Origin of the sequence: Nostoc foliaceum FACHB-393 (assembly GCF_014698505.1) — a bacterium.
Classification (GTDB): domain Bacteria; phylum Cyanobacteriota; class Cyanobacteriia; order Cyanobacteriales; family Nostocaceae; genus Nostoc; species Nostoc foliaceum_A.
Window position 1 is genome coordinate 46,607 of record NZ_JACJTD010000042.1, and the last position, 18,903, is coordinate 65,509.

General features: G+C 39.9%; 13 protein-coding genes. 11 read left to right on the top strand and 2 right to left on the bottom strand.

The annotated features are described in order from the left end of the window. Window positions 1-221 precede the first annotated feature (221 nt). Window positions 222-5,255, bottom strand: a complete 5,034-nt coding sequence (locus H6G92_RS26770; RefSeq protein ID WP_190897775.1) for a UvrD-helicase domain-containing protein — start codon at window positions 5,253-5,255, stop codon at window positions 222-224. 584 nt (window positions 5,256-5,839) lie between these two features. Between H6G92_RS26770 and H6G92_RS26775 the strand changes: the two genes are divergently transcribed. The 10 genes from H6G92_RS26775 (at window position 5,840) to H6G92_RS26820 (ending at window position 16,983) form a co-directional block, all read left to right on the top strand. Next, window positions 5,840-6,838 carry a DUF5895 domain-containing protein gene (locus tag H6G92_RS26775; RefSeq protein WP_190897779.1) on the top strand — a complete coding sequence of 333 codons (999 nt, stop codon included), beginning with the start codon at window positions 5,840-5,842 and terminating at the stop codon, window positions 6,836-6,838. 80 nt (window positions 6,839-6,918) lie between these two features. Next, window positions 6,919-8,295 (top strand): DNA polymerase III subunit beta, encoded by a 1,377-nt coding sequence (dnaN, locus tag H6G92_RS26780; protein ID WP_190897783.1) that lies wholly within the window; start codon window positions 6,919-6,921, stop codon window positions 8,293-8,295. Window positions 8,296-8,361: 66 nt separating this feature from the next. Next, entirely contained in the window at window positions 8,362-9,675 is a 1,314-nt protein-coding gene (dnaX, locus tag H6G92_RS26785; RefSeq protein ID WP_190897789.1) for a DNA polymerase III subunit gamma/tau, read from the top strand. Window positions 9,676-9,917: 242 nt separating this feature from the next. After that, window positions 9,918-10,085, top strand: coding sequence for a hypothetical protein (locus H6G92_RS26790; protein ID WP_190897795.1), 168 nt, complete (start codon window positions 9,918-9,920; stop codon window positions 10,083-10,085). Between the two features lie 153 nt (window positions 10,086-10,238). After that, entirely contained in the window at window positions 10,239-11,078 is an 840-nt protein-coding gene (locus tag H6G92_RS26795; protein WP_190897800.1) for a GNAT family N-acetyltransferase, read from the top strand. 306 nt (window positions 11,079-11,384) lie between these two features. After that, window positions 11,385-13,202, top strand: coding sequence for a 3'-5' exonuclease (locus H6G92_RS26800; RefSeq protein ID WP_190897865.1), 1,818 nt, complete (start codon window positions 11,385-11,387; stop codon window positions 13,200-13,202). A 275-nt stretch (window positions 13,203-13,477) separates the two neighbouring features. After that, window positions 13,478-14,260, top strand: coding sequence for a hypothetical protein (locus H6G92_RS26805; protein ID WP_190897806.1), 783 nt, complete (start codon window positions 13,478-13,480; stop codon window positions 14,258-14,260). Between the two features lie 138 nt (window positions 14,261-14,398). Next, the gene (gene holA, locus H6G92_RS26810; protein ID WP_190897813.1) at window positions 14,399-15,358 is read left to right on the top strand and encodes a DNA polymerase III subunit delta; all 960 of its coding nucleotides are present in this window, start codon (window positions 14,399-14,401) and stop codon (window positions 15,356-15,358) included. After that, window positions 15,355-16,230 (top strand): AAA family ATPase, encoded by an 876-nt coding sequence (locus H6G92_RS26815; RefSeq protein WP_190897819.1) that lies wholly within the window; start codon window positions 15,355-15,357, stop codon window positions 16,228-16,230. The genes holA and H6G92_RS26815 overlap by 4 nt, the downstream gene beginning before the upstream one ends. Window positions 16,231-16,308: 78 nt before the next feature. Further along, the gene (locus tag H6G92_RS26820; protein ID WP_190897825.1) at window positions 16,309-16,983 is read left to right on the top strand and encodes a hypothetical protein; all 675 of its coding nucleotides are present in this window, start codon (window positions 16,309-16,311) and stop codon (window positions 16,981-16,983) included. Here the strand turns inward: H6G92_RS26820 and H6G92_RS26825 are convergent, their stop codons facing one another. Then, the gene (locus tag H6G92_RS26825) at window positions 16,984-17,682 is read right to left on the bottom strand and encodes a hypothetical protein (protein ID WP_190897829.1); all 699 of its coding nucleotides are present in this window, start codon (window positions 17,680-17,682) and stop codon (window positions 16,984-16,986) included. It abuts the gene before it with no gap. Between the two features lie 146 nt (window positions 17,683-17,828). Between H6G92_RS26825 and H6G92_RS26830 the strand changes: the two genes are divergently transcribed. Continuing rightward, the gene (locus tag H6G92_RS26830; RefSeq protein ID WP_190897834.1) at window positions 17,829-18,722 is read left to right on the top strand and encodes an IS982 family transposase; all 894 of its coding nucleotides are present in this window, start codon (window positions 17,829-17,831) and stop codon (window positions 18,720-18,722) included. The last annotated feature ends 181 nt before the right edge of the window (window positions 18,723-18,903 follow it).

Consider the following 18,903-nt stretch of genomic DNA (forward strand, 5'->3'; position numbering starts at 1 on the left):
GTATGGCGTACTGCCAAATTGATGAAACTAGATATGTCACGTACATTTTCCCTAAATTCGGAAACTATGCGAGATACAAAATCCTTACACAGCAAGAATTAGAACTAGCAGTTACTAAGTGCAAGCTTGCTGGTTGGAAAATCAGTAATGTCACCAAACTTACTAATAAAATGCTTGAAATTAAACCCAAATAAACCGCAAAGTCTTAAATAACTTCTTGATTACAATGCTTCTTCTACCTCAAAGTAAGGTAAAACAACATAGTGGTGATCCTCATGTCCTTGTTCACCCGCATTTGGAAAAAACTTATCATCTCGCTCAACACGAAAGATAGTATGACCGCTTACAACTAAATGTTTATTGACATTAAGATGTTTCTGTAGCTGCTCCTTTCCTCTTCTAGAGAGAACAGCTACAACATTATTATCTTTCAAATCTTTCCAGCAAACTTCATAGGGAGTATAACCATTATTTTGAGGCATTAAGTAAAGTTGTCCCCATTCACGAGCATAAGCTTTTATCCGTTCACGCCCACATTGGTTTGTGACGTTCGGCTGACTTAAATATAAGTCTCTTGGATCTAGAAACCATTGATAGCGAATACTAGGGGGTAAATTAACTTGAGCTATCTGAACATTCTGAATATGTTGATGAGAGTTCATACTATTGAAAATATCCAATAATATTGGGTGTGTTGAATCCTTATTCTTGCTGAAGAGTATATATAATTCCTCCTTGGCTCTTGTGAATCCTACGTACAACTCCCTAGCACGACTTTCTAGCTTACTCTTATGTACAAAACCATCTTCCAACACAAAAACGTGACTAAATTCTGAACCTTTGGCACTATGAAAGGTGGATAGAATCACTTGCCCAGGTCGTACAGGACGAGCTTCTTCTAAGAGGTATGCCATATCCTCTTGTGTCATCTGTAAACAACCTGACAAAGCCTGTAGCAATGATGACCAAGCAGCATCACGATCGCTATAACCCAATTCTTGGCGTAATTCTTCAAGATGGGCTTGGGGGTTAGAAACATGCAGATTAGGTTTTTCCCGTAATCGGTGTAGGACTGCTTGACCGACACAACTCTTGATAGGACGTAAATTATCTTGTGTGTTGTATAACTGGTAAGCAATATCTTGGTCATTTCCCCAACTATCTCGCAAAACATGCTGTAAAAAACGCAGGTCTTCCCAGCGATGTGCCAAAACTGCTATTTTTTCTTTTTGAATTTCACCAGGTCGAGTCAAAATTTCGGCTATTTTTTCAGTAATCCACTCAGCCGCATCGTACAAATGTCTATACTCTCCCCAAAACACTTTTCCGGGCTGCTGAGTGTTAACAGCCTGTATTCTTTCGTTGACTCCCTTGAGTCGGTTTATTGGAGCGATCGCCTTTTCGATAAAACTATTAGCAAACTCAACAATAGTTGGGCGAGAGCGATAATTTTGTACTAAAGGAATTACGTCTTTTTTTAGTACGTCGTAATCTTTCCAGAAATCGCGAATAAACTTAACACTTGCACCATTCCATTCGTATAAAATTTGGTCATCATCACCCACAGCCATTAAGAAGCTTTTTTGGCTTTCGTCTTCATCCTGATGGTTAAATCCAGCTAATCGGGTAATTATGTCGTATTGTAATTTATCAATATCTTGGTACTCGTCCACCAAAATATATTGGTATCCAGGATGATTTTCCTGAAGATGGATAATAGCTTGCTCTAACAACCACTTAAAACCCCCCTCACCTTTACTTCTAAGTCCTGTCAGTTTAGCTGCAAGTGCATGAAAAGTTAAAGCATCTACCAGCGTTCCACGCTTACCTAAAAGTTGGTGCAGCCGTTTCCGCACCTCGGCAGCAGCTGTGCGATTGTAAGCTAAAACTAGAATACGTTCTGGTGGAACAGCTCTCGCTGATACCAAATAAGCTACACGACTTACAATTGTGTGAGTTTTACCCGAACCGGGCCCCGCCAATACCAATAATGCACGACTTTGATCGTCTGTAACAATCCGCTTTTGGGTTGGATTGAGATTTTCTAAAATTGTTTCCACAATTGGTGGATTCCCGTGTATTTCTCCGCAACGTTGAGAAAATTCATCCAGAGAAAGGGTAAAGTAATCTTCTAATATTTGAATAAGTTTTATTGGTTCTTCTTTATCTTGCATTCCAGCTTCTAAGACTTGGCGCATAATATCAATGCGTTTACGCCGTTGTGTGTAGTGTTCATCCAGAGGTGGGTACACTCCCTCATACCAGTTTTTTCGGTCTTTTCCTGGAAGCAAATGATAAAGCATTAAATTACCTAAATCTCCTCTCCCTAAAACAACTACTCCTAGACGTTGCATGAAAGCTAAAACTTTCAAAAGGTCTAATTTTGGATATTCAAGAATATCGATGCGTGTTTCTAATTCTGCTAAATCAAGAAGTTGACTATCTTCCCGCTTCCAGTTTTTGTCCTTAAATAACTTATCTAGAATGTTTTCAACATAGTCAATTTCTTGCCATTGTTTCTCCCAAATTTTGTTTGCGCTCTCTAACCACTGAGTTAGTGTTTTCTTGGTTTTCAGAAATAGGCGAGTTGTATCACGACTTTCTTTAGTGTAAGTAGCTAACTTTAGTTGAGTTAAAATCTTCAAACTATATGCAATATGTACTTTTTTGCCTAATTTATCTTCTAAAGCTTCTACGTGAAGCAATATAGATTTTTCTTCATCTATTTCTGGTGATTCGGACTGGAGCCAATTCAAAAAGGCTTCAGTGCTTAATTTAAACTGTTCCAGCTTTTTATTAGATTGCTTTTCAAATTTAAAAGCGATTTTATATTCCCAATTTACTAAATCAAGATTAACCAATTTACGCACAGTCTTAATCACAGATGGAGGTAAAATTCCCGTTACTAAAGATACCTCGCGTACATCTAGTTTAATACTACTTTGAGTTCTTCTAAAACCAATATCAAATAAGAACAAAGCTAATTTATTAGCATCACCGTTTAATTTACCAATTTCTTCTAAGTTAAGTTCCCGTTTCAAGTAAATATTCAGGTAGCAAGGACAAGATTCTCCTTCCCGTATCAATCCAGCTTTTTCCAAATAGAAGATAGCAACCCGTGCTTGAGTCTCTAATATTTCTAAATCTTCTGGCTCTTCTAAAGATAAAGGTTTCGCTAAATCCAAAGTACTTATCCAAGCATCTTGAGTTTTTAGTCGGGGTCGAATTAAATCCCAGCAACTTTTGAGAGCCTGAAAACTAATTTGCGATCGCCCTTGTTGCTCAAATATCCAGTTAAAATCATCTTGATGCCAAAATAGATAAGCTGAACCTCGTTCCCCCTGGTTACGGGCAAGCCGACCAATTTCTTGTACGTAAGCTTCTGGGGTAGCAGGTGGTGCAACATGAATAACAGTATGGATACCTTCTCTGTCAATACCCATACCAAAAGCGTTAGTTGCGACTACTACTTCTATTTTTCCGGCTTTAAAATCTTCCAAGACTTGCTGTTTGTTAGAAATGCGGGAGTGAAAATAGGTTGTTTTAAAGTCAGCTTGATTAAGATGCTCTGCATATTTTTCTGCCATACGGCGAGTAGGAACATAAACAATAGCAACACCCAAACCCAAATTAGGATATTTTTCTATATATTCTTTTTGCTGTTTTTTTAGATATTCTTTGGTCTTCTCAAGTCGCTCTGAGTCTGGGATATCATCAAGTGACTTAGGTCTTTCCACAATTTCTATATGAGTTTTGATTTCGTCACGCCATTGAAAAGACTTTCCATCAAGTGGCAAACGCTCTAAAGAACCTGAGCATAATCCGTCAAGTTTTTTTACAGCTTCTTCCAGGTCTTCAATAACTTTGAGTGTTGCGGTAGCAGTAACAAAACCCCAACGAATAGAAGTATTCTGTCCATTTTTGTAAAATTTCTGAAGACTTTCGGCAATTCGTAAAAAGTCTGGTCGAAAATCATATCCCCACTGAGACAAAGTGTGAGCCTCATCAAGTACCCACAGATGAGGAAGACGATGTTTAAGAATACGTTGAATTGTTGGTTGCCGCAATCGTTCAGGAGATAAGTAGAGAATATCTACTTGTCCATTCCAAAGGGCTTCAATAATACGGCGTTGTTCTTCAAGGCACTGTGCTCCTGTAAGTAGTTCTACCCGTTCAGCATACTCAGATAGTTGTTGATTTTTCAGTTTCTCTTTCAAATTTTGTACTTGATCTGCCATCAATGCTTGAAGGGGAGAAACAATGATAGACAAACCTCGATAATATTTGGAAAGGATAAGGGCTGGAAGTTGGAAAATTATGCTTTTACCTCCTCCAGTGGGCAAGATACCTAAAGGAACTGTCTTCCCTTTTAGCAGTGCTTGGACAATTTCTAGTTGATGTGTTTTAAATGTTTCAAAGCCAAAGAACTGTTTTAGTTCCTTTGAAAGTTTAACTTCATCCAATGGAAGTGGAAATGCATTCTTTTCAGCTTCACCAAAGCTTGGGAATTCACACTCTAACCAATTTGGGCGGCGAACCTCAGACACATTAAACTGGTATAACCAATTTAGAAAAACTACTGCTCCTAAATTGTCAATTCCCTTTGGTAAATTGATTAGATAATTCCGCAAACCCTCAACATTTAATCCTTGATGACGCTGTTTAAGGTTTTGCCACCATTTCAATTGCTCTGGAGGTTGTACATAACCAGGAATTATTTTACGGGGATAACCTTTAGGAAGTAATCGCGATGCCCAATGACGTACAATCACAGGTAATTCACAGCGTTGCTGATAAATACTTGTGTAAAGATTATAACTTTCCCAAGCATCTTCTAATGGATCACTAAGTCCTAATTCTTCACGATATACTTTATTCAGCTTATGTGTTGTTTTACCTGGAAAAAACAAATTAGATAGTTCTAAGGTATCGCAGATTTTTTCTTGTAGTGTAGCTGGCTGCTCGCGTCCAACTGATTTATACAGTTCTGGTATGTCGTGACGACGAATATTATGTCCTACAATGACCTCAGCTTTTTCAATGCGGTCTAAAAGGGAATTAAATTGATTATTATTGGGATTTTCAATGAGATAAGTGTCTTCTACAGCTACTAAAGCTACTTTGTAAATATCCCATTTATTCTGTTCCGTTACTTTTCGTTCAATATCTAGTAAAACCCAGCCAGATGGAAGTGAATTATGACATTTATCAATAACTGAACTGTTGGAGTTTGCATCGCTAGATGAAAAAGTCATGACTATACTGGATTCTCTTGTTGACAATCTGTAACTATGCTCAAAAAAGAATACCTTATTCCTTCTTAATACTTAGAGTTCCCAGTTTGAGAAAAAACTAACACAGTTATGACTTATACTGAATCTATATAAAAAGGTATATAAAAATCCGACTTGATTCTTGCTAAGTATACTGAGTAATAAACCTTTGTATTGCAAGCTTATAAGCAAATTTGTTTTTCAAAAATCAAATATGAGTCCTATATAATTAGCCTGTAAAGGCAAGCTTGGTAAATCTAGCCCCAGGCAAACTATAGGCATAATGCCTTATGATTTTTAAAATTTAGAATTGCTGAGAATTAATATTACGCATTGGCAAAGTAGGCAAGAAGTAAAGTCTCGCTTAACAAGGAAAGCAGTAGGCGATCGCTAATCATCACGGGCTTGGGTAAATGGGTAATATCTATTTCTTGAGCTAGTTAGATAAATATTAATTAATGAAGTCAAAAAATACCTGCTCAAGTTGTTTTTTACCAGACGACTTGAGTTCTTGACCACGACTTTGTTGCATACGCATGGAATTTTGGTTTCAACTAGCCAAAATTATGCCAAAAAGTCAAACACAGCCAAATACTTCCGCCACTGAAGAAACCGCAGTAACAGCAGCGCAATCAGAAGCCCCTCAAGTAAATGCCCAGAATAGTAATAACATACAAAAGCGTAAATCAGCTATTTCTAAATTTGCCAATCCTGAGTACAATGCGCCGATTAGCAATATCTGCATCTGCCAAGTCATCAACCACATGGAAGCAGAAAAAGTTGGGTTGTTTATAAAAGATAAGTATTTAGCAGCAATTAACTGGCAAGGACAAGAACCAACACACAAGCACACCTTCTCCAGTGGCACGCCAGAAATGGGAGTGTTGTTGCAATCGCCCAGAATGCACATTCTTGATGTTTCTCCCAGATATATTGAACAGCGCGATGACGGCAAAATTGTCGGGGTGTACGAATCACCTGATGGGTACGAAATGTACCAAGCACTCGGCAAAGATGCCGCAGTATTGAGACGATTCTACTTGTTGCAACTTGTCGATGAAAATAATAACAACCTGCACTCAGTACCAATTGTCTTGTCAATCAAAGGCGTTGCATCATCAAAATTTGGCGAGGCTTACAAACAGTTCCAACGCGAACTAGAGGTTGCATTCGCCCGATTTACTGATACAACTGTCGCTGAAAAACGTGCAGAGTTTCATCGCCTTGGTGCATTTCAACCCACCTTCACACCATCCCTTGAACCGAAAGAAGCAGTTAACCAAAGAGATAAATCCTGGGTAGCAGTTGTCACTTCCTACAAATCACCAAACCCCGATGGCAGCGATTTTCTCGAATTCTTCTCAGAAGGCAAAGAAATCGATATCCAAACAACGATGCAGGCAAATCCCGAATTCTCTCACCGCATCGGTAAAACATCAACCGTTGTAGCAGAACATAACCGCTTGATAGGTGCAGGCGATATGCCAATAGCAGCACTTCCTCCTAGTACAGCAGGTCATGACTATACAGCATACAGTACTGAGATGGAAAAACTGCCTTACTAAAACAAACTACCTCATCTAAGCGAAAAGGGTGCTAGAAATAGCGCCCGTTAAGAAATCATCCACTAAAAACCAAGTAACAAATGAAACTAACAATTGAACAATCTAAACTCGCAGAAATTCTAGAAACCGCTTACCTCGCAATCAGTCCTAAACCCACTGACCCAATTTTAGGAAATATCTTACTGATTGCAGACGAAGACGGGATAGTATCAGCAACAGGTACAAACCTTAACCTCACAATTCATACTACAACCACCGCTAATGTCGAAATTTCAGGTCAGGTAGCACTTCCTGCCAAACTACTAACTGATACTGTTAGTAATGTTAAAGGCGAAATTACCCTAGAAGTAGAAAATCAAGCCTGCATAATTACTCACAATAGCGGTAAGTGCCGACTAATTGGCGGAAAATCTGACGAGTTCCCAACACTTCCCAAGGGAGAAAATCCGACGGAGATAAACTTAAGTGCCAAGAAACTCCAAGCTGCACTTGAAGGGACGCTCTATTGCGCCAGCAGCGACGAGACAAAGTTGGTTTTAACTGGTGTCAACTTCAAAATTGATACCAACAAGTGGCAAGCTGCTAGTACAAATAGTCACAAATTAGCGCTAGTAACAGGAACACTTGATAGCGAATATTCTGACCCAATCAACTTCACTGTTCCAGGTAAGTCACTTAGCGAGTTAAACAAAATTCTTTCTCAAAGCGCCGATACAAGCGTCTGCAATATTCTTCTATCAGGTAAAACTATCGAGTTTAGCCTTCCTAATACAAAGCTCATTTCCCGGCTTCTGGAGGGAGAATATCCCAAAATCAATAGCTTGATTCCCCGGTCGTTTGAGTATGAATTTACATTAGAGCGCAAGGGATTTGAGAGCGCGCTGAAGCGGGTAAGTTATCTAGCCGAACGCAAGCAAAAGGTTGTCAAAATCCTCTGGGAATTGGAAGCTACACAGGCAACACTATACACTGAAGCTACTGATATTGGGGATGCAGTTGACTCGGTACTGATGAAATCGGTAACTAGTAATTCAGAAAACATCAGTATTGGATTAAACATCGACTACCTTATCGAAGGATTAAAGCATATCAGTACCGATGAAATCGTGGTGCGGTGCAACAAACCCACGCAACCAGTCATTGTCTGCCCGATGGGAGGACTGCTCAATCAGTTGTATCTGGTAATGCCTGTAGAAATCAAGCAGGGGTTTGAAAAGGTAAATAGCCAAAGTACAAAGGCAAAAGTCAGCATTCAAAGTGAGCCTGGTACTGAAGAAGTAACAGAAGTTAACACTCAAACTGAGTCTGACACTGAAGAAGTAACAAATGTGGCACAAGCAACAGATGATAGTGAAACTCCTCAAATAGAAACGCCAACCGTAGTAGTGAAAGATACCACCAAAGCTAAGTCAACCTCACGATCGCCACGAACGAAAAAAGAAGCGGCGACTGCCTAAAAAATCAAACTTCCTACCAACCACACTGGTAGGGAGTAAGTAAAACACCCGTTTATCATCAAAAATATGTACCAACCACTACATCTCAAATACCGTCCCCAGACCCTTAGTGAAGTAATCGGGCAAGAACATATCGTCCGCACTCTCATAAATGCGATACTCTCAGGAGGGAGTCACTCCGCGATCGCACTCCAGAAGATTGCACCCGCCTACCTATTTAACGGCCCCAAAGGCACAGGCAAAACCAGTACCGCCCGCATCATCGCCAAATCCCTTAACTGTCAGTCAACCGATGAGCCAACAACCAAGCCCTGCGGAGAATGCAATTCATGCAAGGGAATTACAGCCTCTTCTTCACTGGATGTCACTGAGTTAGATGCTGCCAGCAATAGCGGGGTAGAAACAATCCGCGAGTTAATTTCCACTACCCAGTTTGCAGCAGTTGAGGGAAGATACAAAATTTTCATTATTGATGAATGTCATGCCCTGAGCAGTCAATCGTGGCAAGCACTCCTCAAGACAATTGAAAATCCACCCCGTCATGTAGTTTTCATCTTCTGCACAACTGAAATACACAAGGTTCCTGAAACTATCATCTCGCGCTGTCAAAAGTTTGATTTTAGGAGAGTAGGACTAGAAACACTTGTTCAGTATTTATCAAAAGTTGCCCAGAATGAAAACATCAACATTAACGCACCTGGTATTTGGGCGATCGTCAAGTCTTGTGGAGGTTTTATTCGCAACTGTCTTGTATTGCTCGATCAATTGAGCAACCTGGGAGTAGATGAAATCACGCCAAACTGGGTTTGGGAATTATCAGGTGTCGTTCCCGAACATGACCTACTTACCCTAACCGAAAACCTTGCTAAAGGGGAGATAACAGCTAACTTACAGATCCTCCAAGACTTAATTGAGTATGGCAAAAACCCATTCGTCATATACTCAAGTTTAACTAGGTTTCTCAAAGACCTGCTAGTGGCTAAAACTGCTCCTGATAATAGACAAATTACTCAACTGGAGGAAGAAACTTGGCAGGAACTCGTTACTATTTCTCAGATGTGGGAACTAACCCAGATTCAGGCAAGTATTGCCCTGTTAATGTCAAGACAACAGTTAATGCGTGACTCGGAGGCAGCTAAACTTTGGTTGGAAGCGACACTCATTGAGTTAAGCAATATCAAAGAAGAAAAACAACCTTGGACTAATTGGAAAACAATCCAAGATGCTATAAATTGGGGTAAGGAACAACTCCCACATTTATCTCAATCTGAACTCGAAAGGCACTGGAACAATCTTACTCCCATTAAAGGTAAAAAAGCACCTGCGTGGGTACAACTGGTACAAGAGCTTCAGATGAAGTCTCAATTACAAACTGCCTAATTCAAATGTTCGTCACTTTGTAAAAACACTTACTTTCCCCAATAAAAACTTTGGGGAAAGATTTTTTCATACTTATTCAAAAATTACATTGAATACACTTGCATCTACAGCAATATCTACCTTGTGCAGTAAGCCTCAATATTAATAAAGACTGCCCTGACTGGGAAGCAAAAAATTAAGATATCAAGTAATACCACAACAAAATTTAACAACTGGCATTTTGGAAGTATCCGATTAAAATTATGCCAGTTGAAGCAATTAGCCTTCGTACAGGACTTGAATTACCAGCAGCGATCGCAGATTTCGATACGTATATTGACGAATTACCGCGATGCTCCAAATGTTTTGGCGAATTATGCCTTGCCAAAGGTGAAAAAGGCAACCATTATGGAGGCATTTTCCAGGCGTAGGAAATGAATGTCCCGATAAATCAGAAATTAGCGGAGTTATCTATTCCCATCCTAAAACCTTAGATCGTAAACAAACCCTTGCACTATGGGAAAAACTTTTTGGTTTACTGTAGATAGCACAACTCTTTACTTGGTTCGTGAAGAAGGCAAATCATGCAACTACATCGATTCGACAATATTCAGGAGTTCTGGCACTGCACTCAGGCTTACTTACTCCAGCATCAGGTAGAAAATAATGTTTTGCTCAGTATTTCGCATAGCTTGCTGCATAACCCAGAACGTTATCTGGGTAAGCCTTATTTAGCAATTGTCCAAACAAGTGGCGAGATTCTGGCTGTTGCCATCCGCACCCCACCCCAAAAATTGATCCTATCCAAAGCCCAGAATATGGATGCCTTGCGGTTGATTGCTCAAGATTTACGCCAAGAGCAACTGCCAGGAAGCATGGGACTGGCAACTGAAGCAGAAATATTCTCGCAGACTTGGCAAACGCTGACAGGACAATTCTATCAACGGTCGGTGGTAATGAAAATTTACCAATTAACGGCAGTGCAAAGAGTCTCAACGGCCAGTGGATATCTCAGACTGGCAACTGAAGGCGATCGCTCTCTGTTGATCAAGTGGCTTTCTGCATTTTTATCTGAGATAGATGAGGCGGTGAGCGAAGATGTCGAACACCAAGTAGATAATCGGTTGAAACAGCAGAATACTTATTTTTGGATTGATAGCACTCCAGTTTCGGTTGCGTCTGGTAAACAAGTGTTACCTACAATTGGTCGGATCAATTTAGCTTATACACCACCAGAGTATCGTCGCAAAGGATATGCCACTGCCTGTGTCACAGCGTTAAGCCAAAAACTGCTAGATCAGGGATGCCGCCATTGTTTCCTCATAGCAGATTTAGCCAATCCCACAGCCAATCATATTTATCAAGCGATTGGGTATCGCCCCCTAAGCGATTGGCACGAATACTCATTCACCTCGAAGGAGTAAACATAATAAAGCTATCACTTCGAGGCTTTGGAAATAAATCAAACCATAAATATTGATTTTTTCGTTGGTTATTAATCTTGTTTCCGATTGAGAGTACTTTTTTAGATGCGTTCGCCCTGAGCAGTACCCTGGTACAGGATTATGACCGCACTATTAGAAGAAAAAGAACCACATACGCAGCCGCTTTCAATATTCGCACTTCCTAATAATCTAGACATGATTTTTGAGGTGTTTTTATCGTCAAAAAAAACCACCAACTAAACCACAAGGATTCATGCCAAAAAAGAGTAATTAATTTTGGATATTATGAATTATAACCACCGAGATTTTATTACCAAATCTGGTAATAAGATTATCGTTGATGAGGAAAGACTCGACATATTCTGGTCAGATACTACCCCAATACCTGAGTGGCATCCCACAGTAAATATTCCGACCTACGGGGCGCTCAAAACTCTGGTAGTCGATATTGAGACGGCAGGGATAAACCCAAGAGAACATCGTATCTATGCAATTGGCTGTATGAGGGAGATAGGGGAGATTGCCATCTTTATGGATCAAGCCGAAAGCAAAATCCTCCTGGAGTTTTTCAAACACCTAGAAGCAAGCAAACCAGAAGTAATTTACACCTACAATGGAACAGAATTTGACCTCCCGTTTCTCATCACCCGCTGCGAGTTACATGGCATTTCTCATCCATTTGGAATTGCATCTAAGAAGCGCACTATCCGAACTGCCCAAGTACGCGGCGAACCACTGGAAATTCGGGAGGTATTCATCCGCAACTGCCTACACGTAGATATCTTTATCTGCGTTCTCAGGTGGGATTTTGTCGCCAAGGAACTTACTAACGGGCGATCGCTTAAACAGGTGGTACTGGAAATGGGATTGCGTAAGCAAGCGCGACTGGTTCTCCCTTATGAAGAAATTCTCGCCTGCTGGAAAGCCGGTTCTGGTAGTAGGGGATGGCAGAAAATCAAGGATTACCTTATTTACGACTTGGAAGATACGCAACTCATAGCTAACAGACTTGTACCCTCATATCATTATGAAGCACTGGTTGTACCGGGAATGAACCTCCAGCAATTAGCCCTCGCTGGTAACGGCACCAAGTGGAAGCAAATATTCTCGCATCACTACCCAGGATACAAACCCAAGCCCGACCGTAAGTATAAATTTCAAGGGGGGATAGCCTACTCTATTCCAGGACTATATAAAAAGGTTGGATACATCGATATCAGTTCTATGTACCCCAAAACCATATTGTCGAAAGGAATTGTCTCTCGTAAGGATACAAAGCGAATCGGCTTGAGCATCTTGCAATATTTGGTAAATGAGAAATCAAGGTTGGAACAAGTTGCCAGCACCGGAGACATTGTTGCCAAGGAAAAAAGAGAATCCACCAAAGTTTTAGCTAATTCTCAGTTTGGGTTCTTCGGAACATCGGAACTCGCCTTCAACGATATGGAAGCAGCCGCCTTGGTAACAGCTTACGGTCGGCGCATCCTACAATTCATGATTGAGGTAATCAATCAAGCTGGTGCAATCCCTGTAGAAGTTGATACTGACGGGGTGTTCTTTACTCATCCAAACCCAGAAAAAGTGTATGCCACACTTCAGTCTCAATTACCCAAAGGGATAACCGTCAAATTAGAGTTTATTGCCAATGCAATGTTTATTCCGCAAAGGGGAACTAAGAACTATCTGTTATGGCTGAAAGATAACTGGATTATCCGCAAAGGTAGTTGGAGAAACCGTTCTCGCTCAAAGCTAGAGAAAGAATTCCCTGTTGAATATCTAACCTACTTAATCCAAAACCAATCCACAGCAGAGGAATATTTCAGAGAAGTAAAATCACAGATTTTATCAGGAAAATACCCGATAGAAAAACTCTGCATTATTCGCAAAATTCGTGTTGGAGAAAAAGAACTTCTTAAATTAGGAAAGCCTGGTGATATAGCAATTTACTATTACGGAATCAGAGGTATTACTAATACCAGCACTAATGAGAGCTATTCACGTCAATACTATCTTGACCTAATCGAAAAAAGGCGAGAAGAAATCCTCAAAATAGCCGCTCCTGAAATACTAGAAGGTAATAAACGTCAGTTATCTCTTTTCTAGATGAATAAACTTGATATTTAATCAAAGCGCTTAAACTAATAAATATCAAGTCTTTTTTCAATTCATGAATTGTCAACAGTTTGTAAATTATAAAAAAATATTTGCAAGTAAATCAGGCTTTGTAAAAAGTGATTTTGATACGTTCACATAAACCGAAAATATGCCGTAAAAAATCAGATTAGCAAACCCAGTATCAGTCAAAAGCTCACTGGTTAATTTAATTGATTGATTGAGGGATTGGTGGAGATATCATTCTTAAATTGGAAAAGTAACTAATGAAAAATAAATCCTCATATCGCAAGCCCAGGCTTAATAAAAAACAAAGGGCTTGGGTGAACTCATTCCTTGCATCTCATTCTAATGCCAGAGTTAGAAATATCTATGAATTAGATGGCGATCGCGTTGTTGAAATTGAGTGGTGGGAAAATACAAACCGAATAATATTAGACCCAAAAACCTACATTCAAGGAGTTATCAGCTACAAGATGCGGGTCAAACTAAGGAAATTTGGCGATGCGAGAAAAACAGCCGAGTTCTCGTACCGGATCACCCCGCCAGAAAAACGAAGTGCATCATGGCACTTAACAGGCCAACTTTCTCTAGAACTTCCCCAGTGTTACAAAGTTGCAGAACCAAACAACCCAGTTATCGTTAAACCAAAAAGGAGGAATGCTAAAACCAAGAAAGTTAAAAAATTAATTCAGCATACTCTTCCTCTATCAGGAATTAGTGCCCAACTTCATACTATGAACATCGAATATGGTGGTGTTCCTTTATCCGAACAAGAACTATTACTAGAAAGCGTATCACACCTAAATCTAGATACTGGTAAAGAGACTAAACTTCCAGGAGCTATAGTCAAAATTCTTTCCCATAAAAAAGCTAGCTTAAAGGAATGGGAAACAGCTATTGCACTATATGAGGTAACTGGTTCTAGTGGAGTCATAGAGTATCTCCAACAATTGGATTCTTGGCGGAAATATTTGGGTACTCAACCAGTAGAAAACACTGTTCAGAAAGTCTCAAATCATAAGTCAGTACAGCCAGCACAAAATTAAGTAATTTACTGAGTGCTATATTTTGCTAGCGGCTATATAACAAATACTAAGGATGTGGAAAGAGTTAATACTCACTCTTATTTTTTAAACCACCGCTTACGACTAACGCCTGATAAATAAATGTTTATCTAATCTATCATGACTGTATACCTGTACTACGGCGAAGATAGCTATTCACTAAATCAAAAAATTGATTATTTAGTGAATCAAAATGTTCATGCGGAATGGAGAGCTTTCAATTACGTTAAGCTATCTGGGAATGAGAAAAATATTGCTGCCAAAGTCTTTACCGAGGTTATGACTTTGCCCTTTGGAGAAGGTAACAAAATTATTCATACAGACAGCGACTCTCTAATTGGAAGTTTATCAAATGAAGATAATAACCAAGAACTTGAAAATCAACTTTCCCGAATACCTTCAAGCAACCTTCTATTAATTACTGGTAATAAAAAGCCAGATTCGCGCAGAACAGTAGTAAAAACTATCCTAAAATATGCCCAACAAGAAGAGTTTCCCCTCGTCTATAGTTGGGATAAAAAGGGGATAGTTAACTTGATAGGAAAGTATGCAGCCATCCATCAAGTTAAACTCACGCCAGATGTTACAGATTACCTAGCTGAAGCAATTGGCAATAACACTGCGCGAGCCGATAGCGAATTCGCTAAACTTGCTGTTTATGCAAGTGGAAAAATAATCTCTATTGAGGAAGTAAAATATCTCGTTGGCAATCAGAATACTGACTACCTAAAGCTTACTATTGCTATGCTAAGAAACCATTCAAGTTTAGCAATAGTGCAGGTATCTAAACTACTAGATAATAATGAGCACCCGCTCAAAATAGTAGCAACACTTACCTCTATTTTCCGCACTTGGTTAATAACCAAAGCTGGGATAGAAACTAATTTATCTGATACTAAGATTGCAGAAATAGCCGAACTGAAAAACCCCAAAAGATTGTATTACCTCAAAGAGGAAGTCAAGTTTGTAGGCGTTCAAAAGCTTAAACACAGCCTTATTTTACTTGTACAACTCGAAGCCGAACTCAAAAGCGGAGTTGACAACCTAACCAGTCGAATTGCTGAAATTTCTACGATATGAAAAACAACCCATTTACAGAAATCACCGGACAGCATACCGCCAAACTTCTGCTGACTGAAGCAATCGAACAGAATAAAATTGCTCCTGCATACCTATTTAGCAGTCAAGTTGAGGGAGTAGGTAAAGGAAAAACTGCTCTGGCGATCGCAAATGCGATACTCCCAAGAGAGAGTCGCTCTGCGATCGCAGGAGAAAATAAACATCTAGACATCTTACAAATCAAACCAACCGATCTCGAAAACGCCTCCCAGCAGAAAGGTATACCTGCTATTCGAGTAGAACAGGTGCGCGAGGTAATTGAATTTCTATCAACTAGTGCAGTCAAGGCCAAGCAAAAGGTGGTGATTATCCACGAAGCAGATATGCTCAACCCTACCGCCGCCAACAAACTTCTCAAGACGCTGGAAGAACCGAAAACTGGAACATTTATCCTGATCTCGTCCTATCCTCAAAAGCTATTACCCACTATCAAGAGTAGGTGTCAAATCATACCTTTCCAAAGGTTAACTGATGAGGAGGTTATCTCTGTCCTCAAAGACCAACAAATCGAGGTAACAGAAAAAATACTAGCTATCAGTTCAGGCAGTCCTGGTCAAGCGATCGCCAACATTACAATGTTAGCTTCCATCTCAAAAGAAATCATAACTCAACTGGAAGTGCCTCCTGACGATATTCTCAACGCACTCAGTTTGAGTAACTCCATCTCAAGCTGGAATCACGAGACACAATTATGGCTGCTTACCTACCTGCAACACAACTGGTGGCAGAAATTAAAAAACACTCAATTGCTAGCTAAATTCACTCAAGCAAGGACGCAATTGCTGCATCACGTTACTCCTAGAAGCGTTTGGGATAACCTACTTCTGCCATAGCAAAACCCATCCATTATCAAAAAGCACTGCCTGTTAGAACTATTTCTAGCTGGCAGTATTTATTTACACATAAGGAATATGAACCAGCAGCAAAGCTTATTTGATGTCGAAGAAACCATCTGTAACAGCAAAAGCCAAAAAGCTAGCGAAATTCTTACTCCTAGCACTAGAAAGATACTTCAGTTACTAACCAGCCAAGGGATTAACAAAACTGTAACAGCCAGTCTACTCGATCTAGCAGGAGCAAGCCGTGAAATTGTTCAATACATCGCCGGGCCAGTTGTAACTCAGCAGAACGGCTGGCAACAGTCAATTCCGTCCTGGGTATGGCGTGCGATCGCAGTTGATAGATTAGATGCAGCATTAGAAGATATAGACAAGGGAGAAGTAGGTAAACTCGCTTCTAGCAGCGAAGTTGTTGCACTGATGATGCCAATTGCTTTTGAAGTGCCGCTATCATCCGAATGGACAGATGTTTACCTCTGGGCAAGTTATGATGCCCTCGTCAGGCACAGACCTTTCAAGAATTTCAACTACGAAAACCTCTGGGAGAAGATTGGTACAACTCCGGTTTCGTATGACAAAATCCGCTCTGATTATGAAACCCTGGCTACTGATATCCGCTCCCGTGTAGTCAAACACGCGGCGAAAGAAGGATGGGGTAAAAAGTCGTCAAATAAGAACAAACACCCTGTTACAGCAACTTCAACTGAAAGTAATACTAAGATGGAGCAATTGTCACTGTTCTCGTAACTAATTGTTAGTACTTTTTTCAACACTCTTTTCAAAGTCCTTCCTCTCCTTCTCTGTGAGAGGAGGTAGTTCTTCTTTATAATAAAAATTACCTAATTTTTGACACTGATTGATATAAATTCGTCTTGCTGAATCACTCGCTCTCAAGTCCTGACGTAAAAGTAATTTAAACGATTTTTCACGCTCTTTCAATTCCTTTACTGCCACAAGCATTTCTTGCGATATGGCAGGATTTTCATAAGTAGAATAAAGTTCCTCACTTGATGAATAAACCTTTAGTTTATTGCCAGCAGGTTGAGTTAGAAGTCGCTGAGTGTTATACGAACGCCACAGACCCAACTTTTCGCGTCGTAGTGACTCAATTTCAACCTCACCAACTCGGTCTGGAGTACTGCGCCGCACGTAGACAAAACAAGCTTTATCAGCCGCTACAGTCAAACTCACTTTCACACCATTACCATCAAAATAGAACGAGTCAATTAAATCGTTTTCTGCACTAACTTCTCCAAGCTTCTCTTTATTTGATAAATGAGGCAACGTTTCTGGATTTAGTGACGGCGTAGCATTATTAACAGTAGCTGAGGATAATGATGGCGTAGCTGAAGAATTCGATTCTATAGCCGAGATTTTATCTTCTTTTTCTGGAGATGAACATCCAATTAGTAAGAGTAACAATCCTATAAATAAGTATTTTTTCATAAGTAAAAATTTATAGTTATAAACTAACGCGATGTGCGACTTATTGTTTCGTTACACAAGTCGGGTGTATGAACGATTGAAAAGAAAATTCCCACAATCCGCACTGGAGCGAGAAAATCGTTACCAGTGAGTGGAATGAGGGAAAAATGTTTTCTATAGAAGAGTTTATCATTGCCGTATTTTGCTGTGTTGACGATGTGCTGATTGAAATCACCCAGATATACCCAATTAAGAGACGAGGTTTTGCTCCAAGTTTAAGGGAGAGTGAAGTTTTAACAATGGAAGTAGTGGCAGAGTTTTTGGGAATAGATGCTGACAAAGACATTTGGAAATACTTTCACCGTCATTGGTTAGGGCTATTTCCTCAGTTAAAGAGTCGCTATGCTTTTATTCGTCAAGCAGCTAATTGTTGGCAGTACAAAGAACTGTTACAACAAAAATTAGCACAGGTTTTAGGGGCATTTTCTGAGCAACTTCATTTAATTGATGGATTACCAATACCTTTGTGTGGCTTCAGTCGCGCTCCCAACTGCCGGAGTTTTAAATCTCAAGCAGATTATGGCTTTTGTGCTGCCAAGAAACAGACGTATTATGGGTTTCATGGGCATTTAATCATTAGTGGCACAGGAGTTATTAGTGGGTTTACTCTCACTCCGGCAAATGGCAGTGAACGAGAAGCACTTTGGGATTTAATCACGCGAGTTAAAGGTTTATTAATCGGAGATAAGGGATACTTAAGTCAGTTTTTGTCAGGAGAACTTGAAGGAATGGGTATTAATTTACAAACCCCTCTGCGTTCTAATATGTCTGACTCTCGTAGCCAATCTTCAGTTCGATTAATGCAACGCTTTCGTCGCCTAATTGAAACAGTAATTGGTCAATTAGTTGAGAGATTTCATATAGAGAAGATTCGAGCTAGAGATATGTGGCATCTTACCAGTCGTCTCAATCGCAAGATTTTAGCTCATACTGTCTGTTTCTGGCTTAATCGCCACAATTGTGACCCTCTTCAGTTCGACGATCTTGTTACAGAATATTAAGTCGCACATCGCGTAAACTAATAATAAAATATTAATTATTGCTTCCCACTCAACCTGACTTTTCACGGGATGTGGAAAAGGGGATTGGTTCGCGACCAGCTATCGCGAACCAATCCTCTGGACTTAAGATAATTTGCGTCCTCTAATATAAGGTGCTTGTAAGCTAATCGGCATTTAAGCT

Coding starts and splice junctions, on each gene's coding strand:
- H6G92_RS26770 (WP_190897775.1), bottom strand. CDS start 5,255: ATGACTTTTTCATCTAGCGATGCAAACTCCAACAGTTCAGTTATTGAT.
- H6G92_RS26775 (WP_190897779.1), top strand. CDS start 5,840: ATGCCAAAAAGTCAAACACAGCCAAATACTTCCGCCACTGAAGAAACC.
- dnaN (WP_190897783.1), top strand. CDS start 6,919: ATGAAACTAACAATTGAACAATCTAAACTCGCAGAAATTCTAGAAACC.
- dnaX (WP_190897789.1), top strand. CDS start 8,362: ATGTACCAACCACTACATCTCAAATACCGTCCCCAGACCCTTAGTGAA.
- H6G92_RS26790 (WP_190897795.1), top strand. CDS start 9,918: ATGCCAGTTGAAGCAATTAGCCTTCGTACAGGACTTGAATTACCAGCA.
- H6G92_RS26795 (WP_190897800.1), top strand. CDS start 10,239: ATGCAACTACATCGATTCGACAATATTCAGGAGTTCTGGCACTGCACT.
- H6G92_RS26800 (WP_190897865.1), top strand. CDS start 11,385: ATGAATTATAACCACCGAGATTTTATTACCAAATCTGGTAATAAGATT.
- H6G92_RS26805 (WP_190897806.1), top strand. CDS start 13,478: ATGAAAAATAAATCCTCATATCGCAAGCCCAGGCTTAATAAAAAACAA.
- holA (WP_190897813.1), top strand. CDS start 14,399: ATGACTGTATACCTGTACTACGGCGAAGATAGCTATTCACTAAATCAA.
- H6G92_RS26815 (WP_190897819.1), top strand. CDS start 15,355: ATGAAAAACAACCCATTTACAGAAATCACCGGACAGCATACCGCCAAA.
- H6G92_RS26820 (WP_190897825.1), top strand. CDS start 16,309: ATGAACCAGCAGCAAAGCTTATTTGATGTCGAAGAAACCATCTGTAAC.
- H6G92_RS26825 (WP_190897829.1), bottom strand. CDS start 17,682: ATGAAAAAATACTTATTTATAGGATTGTTACTCTTACTAATTGGATGT.
- H6G92_RS26830 (WP_190897834.1), top strand. CDS start 17,829: ATGTTTTCTATAGAAGAGTTTATCATTGCCGTATTTTGCTGTGTTGAC.